General features: G+C 31.3%; 15 protein-coding genes. 8 read left to right on the top strand and 7 right to left on the bottom strand.

Annotated features, from left to right (window positions below):
* The first annotated feature begins 56 nt into the window (after positions 1-56).
* Positions 57-1,676 carry a DNA-directed DNA polymerase II small subunit gene (locus AAGU22_RS15315; RefSeq protein WP_458719964.1) on the top strand — a complete coding sequence of 540 codons (1,620 nt, stop codon included), beginning with the start codon at positions 57-59 and terminating at the stop codon, positions 1,674-1,676.
* 20 nt (positions 1,677-1,696) lie between these two features.
* Here the strand turns inward: AAGU22_RS15315 and polC are convergent, their stop codons facing one another.
* Both polC and AAGU22_RS15305 read right to left on the bottom strand, forming a co-directional pair.
* Positions 1,697-5,314, bottom strand: a complete 3,618-nt coding sequence (gene polC / locus AAGU22_RS15310) for a DNA polymerase II large subunit (RefSeq protein ID WP_458719963.1) — start codon at positions 5,312-5,314, stop codon at positions 1,697-1,699.
* A gap of 20 nt (positions 5,315-5,334) precedes the next feature.
* Positions 5,335-6,078: a phosphoglycerol geranylgeranyltransferase gene (locus tag AAGU22_RS15305; protein WP_458721799.1), complete on the bottom strand. Its 744-nt coding sequence runs from the start codon at positions 6,076-6,078 to the stop codon at positions 5,335-5,337.
* An 88-nt stretch (positions 6,079-6,166) separates the two neighbouring features.
* Here AAGU22_RS15305 and AAGU22_RS15300 point away from each other — a divergent pair, with 88 nt between their 5' ends.
* Both AAGU22_RS15300 and AAGU22_RS15295 read left to right on the top strand, forming a co-directional pair.
* A complete protein-coding gene (locus AAGU22_RS15300) occupies positions 6,167-6,532 on the top strand; it encodes a hypothetical protein (protein WP_458719962.1) in 366 nt (121 codons plus the stop codon).
* Positions 6,533-6,612: 80 nt separating this feature from the next.
* On the top strand, positions 6,613-7,335 hold the full coding sequence (locus tag AAGU22_RS15295; RefSeq protein ID WP_458719961.1) for a hypothetical protein: 723 nt from the start codon (positions 6,613-6,615) through the stop codon (positions 7,333-7,335).
* Here AAGU22_RS15295 and AAGU22_RS15290 read toward each other — a convergent pair.
* Positions 7,226-7,807 (bottom strand): hypothetical protein, encoded by a 582-nt coding sequence (locus tag AAGU22_RS15290; protein ID WP_458719960.1) that lies wholly within the window; start codon positions 7,805-7,807, stop codon positions 7,226-7,228. The two genes, AAGU22_RS15295 and AAGU22_RS15290, sit on opposite strands and share 110 nt — an antisense overlap.
* A 523-nt stretch (positions 7,808-8,330) precedes the next feature.
* Between AAGU22_RS15290 and AAGU22_RS15285 the strand changes: the two genes are divergently transcribed.
* Both AAGU22_RS15285 and AAGU22_RS15280 read left to right on the top strand, forming a co-directional pair.
* On the top strand, positions 8,331-9,545 hold the full coding sequence (locus AAGU22_RS15285) for a Cdc6/Cdc18 family protein (protein ID WP_458719959.1): 1,215 nt from the start codon (positions 8,331-8,333) through the stop codon (positions 9,543-9,545).
* Positions 9,546-9,625: 80 nt separating this feature from the next.
* Positions 9,626-9,880, top strand: a complete 255-nt coding sequence (locus AAGU22_RS15280) for a winged helix-turn-helix domain-containing protein (RefSeq protein ID WP_196817417.1) — start codon at positions 9,626-9,628, stop codon at positions 9,878-9,880.
* A 48-nt stretch (positions 9,881-9,928) separates the two neighbouring features.
* Here AAGU22_RS15280 and AAGU22_RS15275 read toward each other — a convergent pair whose 3' ends face one another.
* Positions 9,929-10,231 carry a hypothetical protein gene (locus tag AAGU22_RS15275; RefSeq protein WP_458719958.1) on the bottom strand — a complete coding sequence of 101 codons (303 nt, stop codon included), beginning with the start codon at positions 10,229-10,231 and terminating at the stop codon, positions 9,929-9,931.
* Positions 10,232-10,623: 392 nt separating this feature from the next.
* Here AAGU22_RS15275 and AAGU22_RS15270 point away from each other — a divergent pair, with 392 nt between their 5' ends.
* Both AAGU22_RS15270 and AAGU22_RS15265 read left to right on the top strand, forming a co-directional pair.
* Positions 10,624-10,899, top strand: coding sequence for a winged helix-turn-helix domain-containing protein (locus tag AAGU22_RS15270; protein ID WP_196817415.1), 276 nt, complete (start codon positions 10,624-10,626; stop codon positions 10,897-10,899).
* A 115-nt stretch (positions 10,900-11,014) separates the two neighbouring features.
* Positions 11,015-11,443 carry a universal stress protein gene (locus AAGU22_RS15265; protein ID WP_458719957.1) on the top strand — a complete coding sequence of 143 codons (429 nt, stop codon included), beginning with the start codon at positions 11,015-11,017 and terminating at the stop codon, positions 11,441-11,443.
* Positions 11,444-11,529: 86 nt separating this feature from the next.
* Here the strand turns inward: AAGU22_RS15265 and AAGU22_RS15260 are convergent, their stop codons facing one another.
* Positions 11,530-11,790 carry a winged helix-turn-helix domain-containing protein gene (locus AAGU22_RS15260; RefSeq protein ID WP_458719956.1) on the bottom strand — a complete coding sequence of 87 codons (261 nt, stop codon included), beginning with the start codon at positions 11,788-11,790 and terminating at the stop codon, positions 11,530-11,532.
* A gap of 270 nt (positions 11,791-12,060) precedes the next feature.
* Between AAGU22_RS15260 and AAGU22_RS15255 the strand changes: the two genes are divergently transcribed.
* Entirely contained in the window at positions 12,061-12,399 is a 339-nt protein-coding gene (locus AAGU22_RS15255) for a P-II family nitrogen regulator (protein ID WP_458719955.1), read from the top strand.
* Positions 12,400-12,626: 227 nt separating this feature from the next.
* On the opposite strand, the gene AAGU22_RS15250 is transcribed toward AAGU22_RS15255, so the two are convergent.
* A complete protein-coding gene (locus AAGU22_RS15250; RefSeq protein WP_458719954.1) occupies positions 12,627-13,703 on the bottom strand; it encodes a PhoU domain-containing protein in 1,077 nt (358 codons plus the stop codon).
* A 661-nt stretch (positions 13,704-14,364) separates the two neighbouring features.
* Positions 14,365-15,375, bottom strand: coding sequence for an MraY family glycosyltransferase (locus AAGU22_RS15245; protein ID WP_458719953.1), 1,011 nt, complete (start codon positions 15,373-15,375; stop codon positions 14,365-14,367).
* Positions 15,376-15,539: the final 164 nt, after the last annotated feature.

Genomic DNA, 15,539 nt, shown 5'->3' with positions numbered 1-15,539 from the left:
CTTTATTATTTATATAAAAAGACTTAAAGAATATCATCAACTAGTTAATTTGATTATTGACCGATAATTCCAATCTCTTAAAAATAATTTCCTTTATAACCAGCAAAGGATTTCAGATTCATCCCGATGCTTTAGTGTTAATTGATAATCTACAGGCAGATGTGTATCAAATAGTTGAAGAGATTCTTATGATCAAAAGAGAGAGAGACGGGTCTAAGGTTATTTTATCCGACGATATAAAGAGTATTTTAAAGTTTTCAACAAATAGTTCACTGATTGTAAATGATAATGCTAATAATGGTACTACTATCGTTAACAAACTAGATCATTCGGAAATCATGGATATTAAAAAAAATAATGAAGAGACTATTTTAGAATTGGTAACTCGCGATTCTGATGATTTGGAGAATAACTATTATGTTAACAACATAATTTATGATTCCAATAATAGTATTAATAGTGGTGAAGGGGTTGAAGGGTATACATCACTGTTTAGAAGCCGATTTAATAAATCCTTAAAAATTTTATCTAATAGACCAGACAGTAAAAGAATAAAAAAAATAGCGTTCATTAAACAATTTCTTAACCAATCAAGGTTAAATCCAAAGTCACAGTCTAAGGAGAATTTGGAAGAATCTTTGTTCATAGCAGGATTAATTATGGAAAAGAAGATCAAAAAGAATAGTTATAATTTAACTATTGATGATCAGAGTGGATTATTAGAGGGATTTGCATACGATGAAGATTTAAAAAAACAGATTTCGTCATTAATTTTGGATCAAATGGTAATGGTAGAACTTGAGAATAATTCAAAAAGAAAGAACCACATAATAAAAAAAATATTCTCATTAGATGTACCAGACAGAATTCCAAACAGATCTCATTCTGAGGTATATAGCGTGTTAATATCTGATTTGCACATAGGTAGTAAATTCTTCATGGAAGATGAATTTCAAATGTTTTTGAATTGGTTAAATGGAAAAGAAGAGAATAAAGATATTGTTTCTAAAATAAAGTATATTTGTATTTGTGGGGATCTAATTGATGGAATAGGGATATTTCCACATCAAGACAGAGAATTATTTGAAAAGGATTCATTTTCCCAGATGGAGCATGCTACAAATTTGTTGGCGAAGATTCCTAAGCACATTAAGGTTTTTATGATTCCAGGAAATCACGACCTGGGAAGACGAGCATTGCCTCAACCAGCAATACCAAGGAAATATGCTGATAAGATTTACTCTTTAAGCAATATCACTATGCTAGGAAATCCCTGCATGATCAATATGGACGGAGTAAAAACATTAATGTTTCATGGTCAAAGCTTGGACGATACGATTGCTACAATTCCTGGTTTAAGTTATTCTAAACCAGCAGAGGCGATGAAGATTTTACTTAAATCAAGACATCTATCACCTATATACGGTCAAAGAACACCTATTGCTCCAGAATTAGAGGATATGATGGTTATTGAAGACGTTCCGGATATTTTCCATTCTGGTCATGTACATGTAATTGATGTGGATAGCTATAAGGGAACTTTGGTAGTGAATTCTGGCGCATGGCAAACCCAAACACCCTTTCAGCGCGCTATGGGAATTACTCCTACACCTGGTATAGCAATTGTAGTTAATTTGGCCACTTTAAGACCATATCAAATAAATTTCGCAAACTAATAAACCAAAAATCAATGATTTTATAAATAATCAAGTATTGTAGGTTGTTCTTTCTTTGATTGAAAAACAAAATTTCGCTCCACAATAAGTGATTCAACTCTACTCTTTAGATAATTAGTGACTTTAAAACTGTTACTCAAGTTTTCTGCTAAAAGAACATATTTTTCTACCGAACCTCGAGTAACCGTCTGTAGTAAAGTATTATTACAAGTAAGACATTTACCATACAAAGGAATTCGCCTATACTTATCACCGCACTTATTGCACCTAAACGACTGCGAACAATAAGAACGCATATTACCCATTATATCAGGAATAATATGTGTCGTCAAGACCATAGAGATCACTTCGTTTGTGTCTACAGAATTAATAAGATTTGCTGTGGATATTTGCATTTCTAATTTTTCGCCCATTGTATTTAATGTAGAATAAGCACTTCGATTTATGTTGGATATTAAAGTGCTACTAGTATGGGTAAACCCATAATCATAAAATTGTTTATCACTCCCTATTCGATTTTTTAGTATTTCAATCGTATCAGAAACATCAGCTGCTTTAACCCCCAACCACGTATTTTTATAAAAATCTAGTGGATATTTTTCCACAATGTCAACATTATGGGCTTGTCGTTGAACCTCATGAGGTAATACAATAGGTTGTATTAGTAATGGAGCATCCATTAACCCGCCTATTTTATCTGGTAAGAAAGAATATGAAAAGTTTAAGAATGCATCAAATAGTAGGATAATTGAATCGGCATCACCATCACAATCTCTTCTTTTTGCGGAATGCCATATTGGAGAACCCAAACAAACTTGTGATTCTGTAAAACCTATTATGCGCCCAATAATACCGACAGAAGTATGTGGAGCTAATCCCACTATTAAATGTCCGATCAGATCATTTTCGGTATAAGCATTATAAATCGGTGGTAAATCATATAGGGTAACTAATTCTTCATCTATGAATTTAGCCGTTTTTAAAAGATATTTTGCAGAATCTAAGGGAATTATAACATCTTGAATCAGCAATTCTACGATTTGTCTATCAGAATCAAGTTCATTTTGTCGATAATCAAATTTGTACCCTAATTCCCTTAATTTTGAAATGGATGTATCGATAAAACATGGCATGAAATGGGTAAGAGGTTCATTCGTAGCGTCAAATCTTATGGTACCGTCCTTAAACACAGATAAACCACATTTTTTTCTAAGAATGCCCTTCTCAATTTGTTCCGCTTCCTTGTCTTTCCCCATTAATGCTTTCACTCCCTTTAAAGGAGAAGTTACCCTAAAGCTCAACCTTGTTTCGGCTTTTTCTATCAAGGTCTTTAAAGGAAACTTAATTGGAGAAAATGTTTTATATTCGTTACCACATTTCAAACATTTGTTCCTTTTTTTTATATTATCAATAGGATCAAATGATAAATCAAGAGATTCAACTTTACAGACATTGCAAATAAATTTGATAGGAGTCGCTTGATTGCAATAATTGCAGTTAGTACCTAAGGATGGAATATTACAATTATAACAATATCGATTTGATTTTTCAGAATAAAAAGAATCTGCGTTTGAAGCCTTTAGGAGGTCTCTCATGGGACCACCTTTGTTACCTACTGGAAACAAAACATGAATTGGGGGTTTCATCTTACGCTCTGAGGCTTTTTCAGGTCTACCAACTCTAACAGATATGGAAGAAGAAAATTTTGAACGTATTTTAATTGATGAAATGGAATTTATTAATTTGATGACAGTTGTTTTACCTTCGCCCTTCTCCGACTGTAAACTTTCAACAATTCCACCTATATCTCCTATAAATCCATCCTTTGATATATAATTAGAAATTGTTGAAAAATGGATTTTATCGCGATTTTCATATAAGAATGAGAGTATGGATTGAAATTCAGGAATACATAAACACACTAACGCAATAATTTGAGACCCATCTAACAATACTATAGTATTACTAGATGTATCTAGACGATGGAACACGCCTAGTTTTTCTAGAATACTTTTTAGTTTATGATCATATGATAGACTAATTTCCTCGGTAGTTGATTCAATCTCTCCGTTTCTGTTAAATAGAGAAATAAAAGATATCAAGACATTTCTAATTATTAAAAAATCTTTTATTGATATAGCTTCCCAGTAGAAGGAATATTTAGGATGTAGTGGAATGTCGAATTGGATCGATATTTTCAATGCCTCTCTAAATAGGGGTATTGTAGAGGGATTCGAACTCAATTTAACAAACTTATCATATTCAACAACAAAGTCATTTTTGACTTCATTGATGTGACTCAATTTTTCAAATAATTCCTGGGTCCATATTTCTTCAACATAACTTGCTGGTAATAATTGTGCATTATTCTCAAGAAAATCTCCGTAACTAATCAGAATGTCTCCTAGGTATAATATTTTGACTACTCGTGATCTTAAATTTAGGGCTTGTTCTACGGTATTGATCTGCAAGACCGTTCCGTCATCTAATTTTACTATTGGTGGTTCAATGGTATCCACAAGGGCGATTGTAGAAGCTTTTCCAGGGACATCCATTTTAATTTGTGTTCCAACTACTACGGCAGAATTCAATAGTACAGGAATCGTGTTGTGAATTCCTATCGTAGCGAATCCAGTATTAAAACACCTTCCGTATCGTAACCTAAATCCACCAATTTTCTTGTTCATAGATAACACTGGTCTGCCTGTAATTACTTCAGACATCCTATGACTCACAGTATCATCATCGCCTGTTTGGATTGCACCATTCATATTTGCAAGCCAATCCCAACCTTCTAACTCGAGTGTTTCGACCAATTTTGTGAGTTTTCTACATCTGCCTATCAAACCGTCGTTCATAACCCTGAGTGCTCCACCTCTAACTCTATCCGTTTTTATCCTTTTCATCTCCCGATGAATTACTAACTCAACTGGGTCTGTATCTACTCCATCGATCTCAACTGGTAAATTAGAGATGCAAAAATCGACATCTTTATCTAAGACTTTAAATTGAAAGTTCCCTACTTCCCTCTCATACAATCTTAATTCTTCTATAAACCTGCCAGTTTCATCATCAAAAGAATTTGTTTGATACTTTGCAAGTCCAGATACTCTCCTTACATGATCAGCTATAAGCATAGTTAGTGCTGCTTCAGTACCTCCAGCAGATCTTATTGGGCCAGCAAATGAAATGGAGAGATATTGTGAACCATCTTTGTTATTTTTCAATTGTACGTCAGATATACCCTGTAATGGAGCTACAGTGACTCCTTCCGTCACCACAGCTAAACTTACCCTAACCGCATTTTCTAATCTTGTCCTAAGATCTCCAGATCCATATTCCCCCTTTGCAATTTCCTCGGCTATTTTAAGAGCTGCTTTCTCTTTTGTAGTATAATTTAGTAATGTCCTTAATCGGTCTGATATATCTATATTATGCATTTTTGCAACTCTGTCAGATAAGTCGTAGGCAATTTTTGGTTCAACATAAGTCGTAACATCTAAACCTTTCTTTCTTGCTTTTTCGGCTACCACATGAAGCTTATTTACCTGTTCCAGCAAACCAATTTGATACTCTAAATAGTAACTTGGAATTGAAATATTTTTTAATCTTACTTTGGCCTCATCAATCAAATTCATAATTATTCAATTGCACTAATTCAGGAACGAATGGCCATAACAATGTCGTTAAATTTTTTTTCCCAATCCGGATCCCGTTCTAATAATGTTCCTACAACTAAGATATCTGCCCCTGCCTCTGCTAATTCCTTAGCTATCAAGGAATTCTTAATGCCCCCTCCAACAATTAATAAGCCATCATAATACTTTCTAACATTTGAAATCATTTCCGCAGATACATTCTTTTTTGCGCCGGATCCAGCCTCCAGGTAAACAAACCTCATACCCAAATACTGTGCAGCCAATGAATACATGACAGCAATATTAGATTTTTCAAAAGGTATACCTTTTGCTCTCCCTATAAACCAAGCTGTAGTGTTATCACCAATTATTATATATCCTGTTGGCAATGGTTCAATATTATACTTTTTTACCAACAATGCACCTAGTGCTTGAGCTCCTGAAATAAAATATGGATCCTCGGAATTTAGCAATGATGTAAATAAAATCGCGTCGGCATTGGGAGATACACCTGTAACGTTTCCTGGAAATAAAATAACAGGAATAGATATTATAGACTTAATTGATATTACTAATTTGTCTAAATCCAGTTGATCTATGGCAGACGAACCTCCCACCAAAATAGCTGAGGCACCAAGTGATTCAACTTTTTTTGCAACACCAGCAATGTCTTCAAAATTCTCCGAATCTAATAAAGCAAAACATATTTTTTTATGCTTTTTCAATTCATCATTAATATAGTTCTCTACCCGACTCAATCTAATACTACACGTATACTAATTGAATTAAATTTAATGATTGTGCTAAGTTTATTTAAAATAGTATAATTAACTATACAATATCGTATAGCTGATGGAAAACAAAGAAGATATAAATAATTTATTTCTTTCCAAATTAATTGAAAAATCTCTATTTACCAACAGACAAATACAAATAATTTATAATTTCAAGAAAAAAGAGAAGAGGCCGAAGGAAATAAGTTCAGGCGCATACTACAGAGAAGTTAAGCAATCAAAGACAAAACTGCGGAAATTGTTCTATTCCATCCTACTACTAAATCTAATAAATGTAATGAAAGATGATCAAATTACCGTTCTAAACTCCATGTTAATCAAACTTAGAATGTTTGAAGACAATCACGCTAAATATCACGATAAAGAGATAACTAATGTGATAAATGTAATAGAAGATTTGATTAATAGAATAATTGATATGTGATATATCACTAAGTTTATAATATTAAACGTTAAATTATCACATACAATAAAGTTATATCACACTGTATTACTAAATTATATGTGAGCATAGATATTGCATCACTAATATTAAATTATACCTTAATTCCATTTGTTTCGGCTATAGTATTATCAATTCTAGCTTTAGAAATTTACAAGCAGTTAAAAAACAAAAAATTTAAGAAATACAATATTGAAACAAAAATCTCTCAGCTTGAAAGTCAAATAAAGGATCAAATTAATAAGACTAATCTCATTTCTGAACAATTTAGAGTCTTATATGACAGAACTAATAAGACCAATGAAAAATTAAGCGATATCCAAAGTTTAATAAAATTATTAGATGAAAATATAATATCCAACAACAAGATCAAGTCACAGAATTCTGTAATATCACCATTCCAAAACTACGTAAGCAATCCAAAAATTGAAACATCACCTCCTAATCACGACATACCATCACAAGACTCTATCAAGTCGGTGGATCAGGAAGAAGACCGTCAGAATAGTACAATAGAATACATCCTAAAGAAATTAGAGGATAAATCTCTGACTACTAGGGAGGTTCAAAGGGTAGTGGGTAGGACTAGAGAACACACTTCTAGATTAATGAAAAAATTATTTGAAGAGAAATTAGTTGATAGAGATATGAGCACAAAGCCCTTCAGGTATAATATCACAGTCGAAGGTCGTAAACTGTTGTCAAAGCATTCTGCTTCAAAAAGTCATTCTCACTCTGATCTTCCGGGTAATGTGAATCCATTAAACGACTTAATTGAGAAGTAGTAGGTGTCCCAACGGACGAAATAATATCTTTTTGAATTCTAATTAACTTATAAATCCATTCTTTCCCTCTTTTACTCCTTACTAATTTTTGCTTTTCAAAATATCTTGATAAATAAGTAGATATGAGACTAAGTTGTAACTGTTCACCGTATGATTCTTCATAGGATTCGGCTACATTTGAAGATGTAAAAGAACTAAATGCAAAGTTGTTTTCGATCAATGCCCATATCTTTGATCCAATAGAGTTGTTAGATTGATTGAGTCCTAAGTCATACTTTTGTAAACTTTTATTTTGTTCCATAGGAATTTGGATATTATTATTTAAATCATCCTTAGAGATGTTCAATGATTCCACTAATTGAAGAACCTTTTGAATTTTGTCATTTGATAAATTGCCTTCTAGAGATAAATTATATTTTCCACCTTCAGCGTCCTCTAATTCAATTTTTATTCTCTTTTTTCCAGTGGACAATTTATCGTCTCTGTGAATTTGATAACATATGTTAACTTAACAATATGGAATAAAAATTGATAACTAAATGATTAGTTTTTGTTAACTAAAATAAGCACATAATTATTGTTGTATATATTTCTAAAGTTAATTTGATTATCCTCTTAAAGGTTTTTCTAGTTCCAGTGGAAATAAAGGGGTTAATTCACGTTTATTATCGTTGTGAATGAACTTTAGATTCCTCCAGTGGAAATAAAGGGGTTAATTCACGTTTATTATCTAATTATTTTTAACTGTTAAGATTAATGTTAATTTTGTTTGAAAGCCACAGGCCCCTCTATTTCTTATGCAATTAATATTGATTTTGATAGTAGAATTATATTAATTTATTTAATTATTATGTATAAAATAATTGATTAACCTGTTTAAAATTAAATGTTAATAACAGTTAGCATATTAACATGACATTATCTTTTTATCATTCGAATAGAAAAATAGGGGTGTGTCTGTGTTGATTTATCAATACTATTAACGGAAAGAAATGATGATGGATTCAGATTATTTAGATAATATATTTGATAAGGCTGTTATTGGAGCTAATTTAATTAAGAATAGAAAAACATTAACAATCGATTACGTTCCTGAAAAATTGCCATTTAGAGACGAAGAGTCTAAAACAATTGCTCAAGTATTATCAGTCGTATTAAAGAATGGTAGACCTTCTAATCTCTTAGTTTTTGGAAAACCTGGAACTGGGAAAACTGCTGTTGTAAAAAATGTAATTACTAGATTAAAAAAAAAATCAATAGAGCATGGAATAGAGATTACCGTTACTATCATTAACGCAAAGACTTCAAATACATCATACAAGGTATTATATGATATTGCGGAAGATATAGGGATTAATCGCTTCGACAGGAAATTAAAAGTTCATTTTACTGGTTTGTCTATGGGCGAAGCCACTGATAGGATTCTTGAATATTTAAAAAAAAATAATCTTCATGTAGTTTTAATTATAGATGAGATTGATTCCTTGGTTGATAGGAATGGAGATGATGTTTTATATAACTTTACTAGAGCAAATGAACGTATGTTGGGAGACGGGTTTGTATCTTTGATAGGAATATCTAATAGTCTTACATTTAAAGACAAACTAGACCCAAGAGTTAGAAGCAGTCTAAGTGAGGAGGAAATAATATTCAATCCATATACAATAATTCAATTAAAAGAAATCCTAAATGATCGATCAAAACTTGCATTTAATGAGGGATCTATTGGTCAGGCAGCGATTAATTTATGCGCAGCAGTGGCCGGGAAGGAAAATGGGGACGCTAGAAAGGCAATTGATCTATTAAGAGTAGCGGCTGAAATAGCGGAAAGAGAAAGGGCTGATATGGTTACTGAAAATCATATTCGAGAAGCACAAGAAAAGATTGAAAAAGACACAAATTATGAGGTCATTAAAAATTCCACTACACATACAAAATTGATTGTTCTATCTATCATGAAATCTCAAACTGGTATGACTGGAGATGTTTATGATATCTATACTTCATTATGTAAACAGATTGAACATGATTCTTTGACCCAAAGAAGAGTCACTCAAATAATTAGTGAATTGGATCAACTTGGATTAATTACTTCAAACGTCGTTAGCCATGGTAGGTATGGCCGATCTCAAATAATAAAAATGGCTGTTTCTTCTGATACGGTATCCAAAGCACTAAAGGATGATAATTTCTTATCTATGTTGTTGTGATCGAATGTTCTGATCGAAAGACATGATCGAATGGACAGCTTTTAATAAATACTTGATCTACAATGTTCTATTTGATAATAATGAAATATAGAAGTAGAACAGAAATAACTGTCTTAATACTAGAAGCAGCAAATGGTGGGGCTACAAAGACAAAAATTATGTACAAATCATTCCTTTCATACGCACAGTTAAAAGAATACTTTACAATGCTAATTGAGAATGCTTTGTTAGAATATGAAGATGGAACTCAAAAGTATAGAACAACAGAAAAAGGCTTACGACTATTAAAGATATATAATCAGATAGAAGAATTAATCCCAAGCACAATAAAATAATTTCTTTAATTCAACTCAAATAACTAAAACCAAATAATATATTTATTTTTAGAGTTTTAATTCGTGACTTATTATGTCTGAAGTTCCCTCTTTGTATTTTACGATTACTATATCTCCAGCCTCGTAGGGACATTGATTAATACCTCTAGGATGATCAGCAGTATCAACAACACAAATTCCTTCATTTTTACTTAATATTTTAACCTCGGCAGTAACATCGTCTCTGATTAAATTTTTAATAGGAAATACAAAAATACTCAAAACAATAAATGCACCTATAGCAATAATACCAAAAATTAATACTAGTTTCTTCGTTGAAGGCTCCGATGGAGTAGCAGACCCATAAGACATGAGATCATTGCCTGATTGTAATTTAAATAATTATCGTAATCTAAACCCTAGAGACCATATCTTATCCTTGTTTTCGAAAAAAACAAACTTGTTAAAATATATCATATTGATTTCAACGATTTCAACTTAATTGAATATTTGTTTATACCAAAGTAAAATAAACTAAAATTTGGTTTCAGCAAATTCGTAACTAAATAGCTAAATAGATTAATAACATTAATTCATTAAGATTTTCTAATACATACTTAAGGAACTCGAAATCAGTAAATGTCATATTTTTTATGAAATAGATTAGTATGTCAGTTGTTGTGATCGAATGTTCTGATCGAAAGACATGATCGAATGGACAGCTTTTAATAAATACTTGATCTACAATGTTCTATTTGATAATAATGAAATATAGAAGTAGAACAGAAATAACTGTCTTAATACTAGAAGCAGCAAATGGTGGGGCTACAAAGACAAAAATTATGTACAAATCATTCCTTTCATACGCACAGTTAAAAGAATACTTTACAATGCTAATTGAGAATGCTTTGTTAGAATATGAAGATGGAACTCAAAAGTATAGAACAACAGAAAAAGGCTTACGACTATTAAAGATATATAATCAGATAGAAGAATTAATCCCAAGCACAATAAATACCTCTAATAAAGACATTTTTTAATATATTCTTTTAATTTTTATATCTAAGATACAAAATTTTTCCTATATTATTTACTTTTTATGAGAACATATTTCAAATATTAGATTTATATCATTGAATTCACTCATACTATCTAATGAATTCCAGAATACTTGCTCCAGTGGATGGTTCTGAAAATTCAATGAGATCCTTAGATCATGCTTCATTCTTGAGTTCCAAATTAGACTCAAAATTGATAGTCCTATATGTACTTGAAATCCCTCCTTTCGTTTATATTCAATCTCAAAAACTAGTAAACTCTATAATGGCAGAGCTAGAAAAAGAAGCCAAAATTGTTCTTGAAAATGCTGTTAATAGAACAAAAAACTATGGTTTAGAACCAGAAACCATATTTTTGGAAGGACAAAATGTTGGGTCCATAATAATTGATTATATCGAGAAAAACAATTTTGATTATATTACTATAGGGAGTCGAGGTAGAGGGAAATTCAAACACGCCATACTGGGCAGTGTTTCTCATCGAGTATTACATCATAGTAAAATTCCGGTACTAGTGGTTAAATAGATATAAAATAATTACAATGAATCGAAGATTATTATTTATCAAAATCTATAGTTTTAGTTTGTCTATGTAATAATAAATGAACGTCACTAATTTGAATGAACTTGTGGTATTATTTCTTCTATCTGATTATATATCTTTAATAGTCGTAAGCCTTTTTCTGTTGTTCTATAGATATTTAACAATCCATCTTCATATTCTAACAAAGCATTCTCAATTAGCATTGTAAAGTATTCTTTTAACTGTGCGTATGAAAGGAATGATTTGTACATAATTTTTGTCTTTGTAGCCCCACCATTTGCTGCTTCTAGTATTAAGACAGTTATTTCTGTTCTACTTCTATATTTCATTATTATCAAATAGAACATTGTAGATCAAGTATTTATTAAAAGCTGTCCATTCGATCATGTCTTTCGATCAGAACATTCGATCTACATTCGTTTACTATTTTACAATATACTTTTAAAATTTATATATAGTAATATGCCCATAATATAGTTAATAGATTTTATAAATATTATCTTTTTCAATTATTTTATGATACTATTTCACTGCAATGCAGTGAACACATTGATGTTTTAAATATGTTATATAAAAAATATGATGGTTGATCAATAATAGTGAAAAAGATTGAAATAATAATTCCAGACAGAGAACTACAAACTGTTGGTGCCGTTTTAAAGGATAATAACATCGGAGGAATGAGTCACTATCGAGTTCAAGGAAAAGGAATATCTAAAGCCGAACCTGTTTCAATTGGGAGAGGTACTATGCAATACACTCCGGAATTTGTTCCTAGAACAAAAATTGAAATAGTTGTGAGGGACGATGGGGTAGATAAACTAGTCAATAATTTATTGGATACACTTAGTAATAAAATAGGTGGCAAAATTTTCATATCGGAAGTGCAGGAGGCAATAGACATAAGAACAAAGGCTAGAGGCGAATCTGCCATTTAATATTTTTAATATTAAAATAGCATATTATTCCGCTCTATTATCTAATTAATGTTATTATTTATTCATAATATTTATAATAATTGTTATTTTCTTAATTCCATGGATAAACAAGTTTGGTGTTTTGTATGTAATTCGCTTAGATCCATTTGTATTCATGACAATTGCAATATGCACTGTAGCCTTTGTTCTAAAATAAATCAAATTTTACTACAAACCAATATCTAATTTCAATTCTCTCCCTTTTTCTCTACTTTAATTATCTCTCCTACAGTTTGATTCATGGCTGATTCTGCAATATCACTTGCATGTTCTACAGTTCTGCGTATATCTTCAAGTATTAATTTTACTCCCGCATTGATATTGTGACTGTCGATATCCTTATTTTCTAATGAATCCAAGAACAACATTATCTCTCTTTCAATACCAAGAACGTTATCTGATTTATCTGCAATTTTATCAGCTAAATTGTAGTCTCTTCTTAAGAAAGCCTCAACTGCAGATGTCAAAACCTCCAAAGCAGAATTACTCAATTTCTCCAATTTCTCGGTTATCAAAGGAGGGATCAAACTTTGAATTTCCATTGATTTTGAAGCAATTCTCGATGCATGGTCAGCAACTCTTTCGATACTTTTTACAGTAACTCGATAGCTAAGACAATCGGAGGCATTTTTTAACCCTATTTCCTGTAATACTCTTTCATTATTAGTACCCATGACTAGATTTCTTAATATGTAGAGACTAAATCTATCTACTTCATCATCCGATCTGATTACTCCCATCGCTATATCATAATTTTTTTCCTTTAACGCCACTAAGGCATCTCTATGCATTGAGGAAGCTATTAGAAACATCCTCCGTACAGCCGTGTTAACTGATAGTTCCGGTAGTGTTAACAAAACTTGGATGGTAATTATATCGGAGGAATCTGCAATAATTTCTGTTCCTATCAAACTTCTTCTTACCACTTCTCTAACTGCCTCTCTTTGTATGGGTTGAATCCTTGCAGATTTCGCTTTTAGATTTATCAGGTTATATCCCGATAAATACATTGAAACAATCTTTCTCTTTAGGGTGTTGGGACCTTCATCAATCAATACCTGAATGCTAACTTCGTTTGTCGAGTCTTGTAATCTCTTCTCCTGCTCTGGAGTAATACATAGCGAATTGTTTGAACCTCGGGAGATAGAAACATGGTCACCTGCTTTAAGATTCATTTCTTCAATCCATTTTTTGGGTAATGATAAAATGTATGTGGATCTACCTGTAAATTGAATTTTTCTAATGTCCGAATTCAATTTATTCAATATTATATTTATCTATACGATTGATATATATAGATTCTTAATAATAATGGTTATTATATTGTTATTCAATATTATTACTATATCTATATGAATTCGACTATAGGTCACTTATTTTTTTTGAAACTATATTAATTTTCTTGATTAATAGATTATATTATGTTGATTCTAAGTAATAATATTGACAGAAAATTCTGTCAGGCATATAGATACGATTAAGGAATTAGAGTCGCTCAAATATGAGTATCAAATTCGTTGTAGCCATTATAGCTTAGAGTACTCATCTAAAGACAATATAATAACATGTTCAATTTGTGGAAAGATTTGGAATTTTGTAGAGAAAAAGGGATTTTCTAACTTAATCCAGGTTTATACTGCAGAAATAGATTAACTTTTATTTTTACCCGAAAGTTTTTTTAACAAATATACTTTCTTAAATTTATTCAGTACAATTATTAAAATTCCAACTATAATAACTGCTAATATTGCCTGAATAAATGAAGTCTTTAGAAAAGATAGCGAATCATTTTGATCTATTTGAAATTTACTGATTGGGGCTATAACAAAAATAATAAAAATACATGCTGTCATGACCAGCACCCACATAAAAAAGATAAAGAATTTGAGATCTAAAAAATTCATTTCTCCTCCTACTCCTCCTATTCTATCCACTGGATATAATAAATTGTAATAATATTGTGATTAGTGCAAGCGATGACGAAAAGGTAGCCAATTTATAAATTTTCATGACTATTTCTCTTTCAGAAAGTTTTCCATCCAACAAAATTAATCTAACTAGGGTTATGGGCGCGTTCTTATCCTTTGAAGCCTGTAGTGTATAATCTTCATTTAGTATAGTTGGTCTAGATTTCAATTCTCTGTGTTCAACAATCTTCCTTACACTACTCAAGAACAAAAATGAGTTCATTATTGCTGGTAATAATGCTATGATTGCAATTATTTCTGATTTAGACGCAATTGCTAACGCTCCATACATAGCTCCCATCAATAGCGTACCTGAATCTCCTGGAAATATCTTACTGGGGTATTTGTGAAATATATAAAATCCTAACAAAGCCGCTAAAAATGGTATCTCGATCATAAGAATTTCCAGATTTCCAAACAAAAAGGTACTAATTATTATTGGAAACATCGTTATAATCATGAATCCTGTCGCTACCCCGTTGAATACGTCTATTGAGTTTACTGTATTCCCCGCTAGTGGTATTGATATTAATATTAATGGGATGTATAGGATGGGGATAAACACACTCCCAAAAATCACGTTTAATTCGTTATCATATATGTGAAAAATAATTAGAGGTATTGAGGCTAAAATCAATGCTCCTGGTTTAAACCATCCCGGCATTATTCTAAAATCGTCAATAATTCCTATTATGAAGGCAATAGTCGTAGTAAGTAAAATACTTACTATCTCGAGATTCCCGGTAATGAAATATAAAATTAGTTCCCCAATGACAATGCTTAATAATAATATCGGCCCCCCAGGTCTAGGAACCTTGGGTTTATTTGGTTTGTGATTATCATTTACAACCTTTCCTTTGAGTTTTAGAAATTTAATAAAACTTGGCATTAAAATTAGATTTATTAGAAAAGCGATAATAGATGCGATAACAGTGCCTATTACTAACTCTTCAAAATTAGGCAAAAACAACTATTTTATTATAGATTATCTATATATATAATATGGGTCAATTTAACCAAAAAACTACAATTTTGTTTTTAATGATAGTACAAAATTGATTCTATCGAGGTATCACCTAACACTTTACACATAAAACAAGTCTATAACAGACTAAGATCACATCATAAACATAC

Source organism: Candidatus Nitrosocosmicus sp. R (assembly GCF_054408505.1).
Note: the sequence above shows the minus strand (reverse complement) of the source record. Positions and strands in the feature narration are given on the sequence as shown.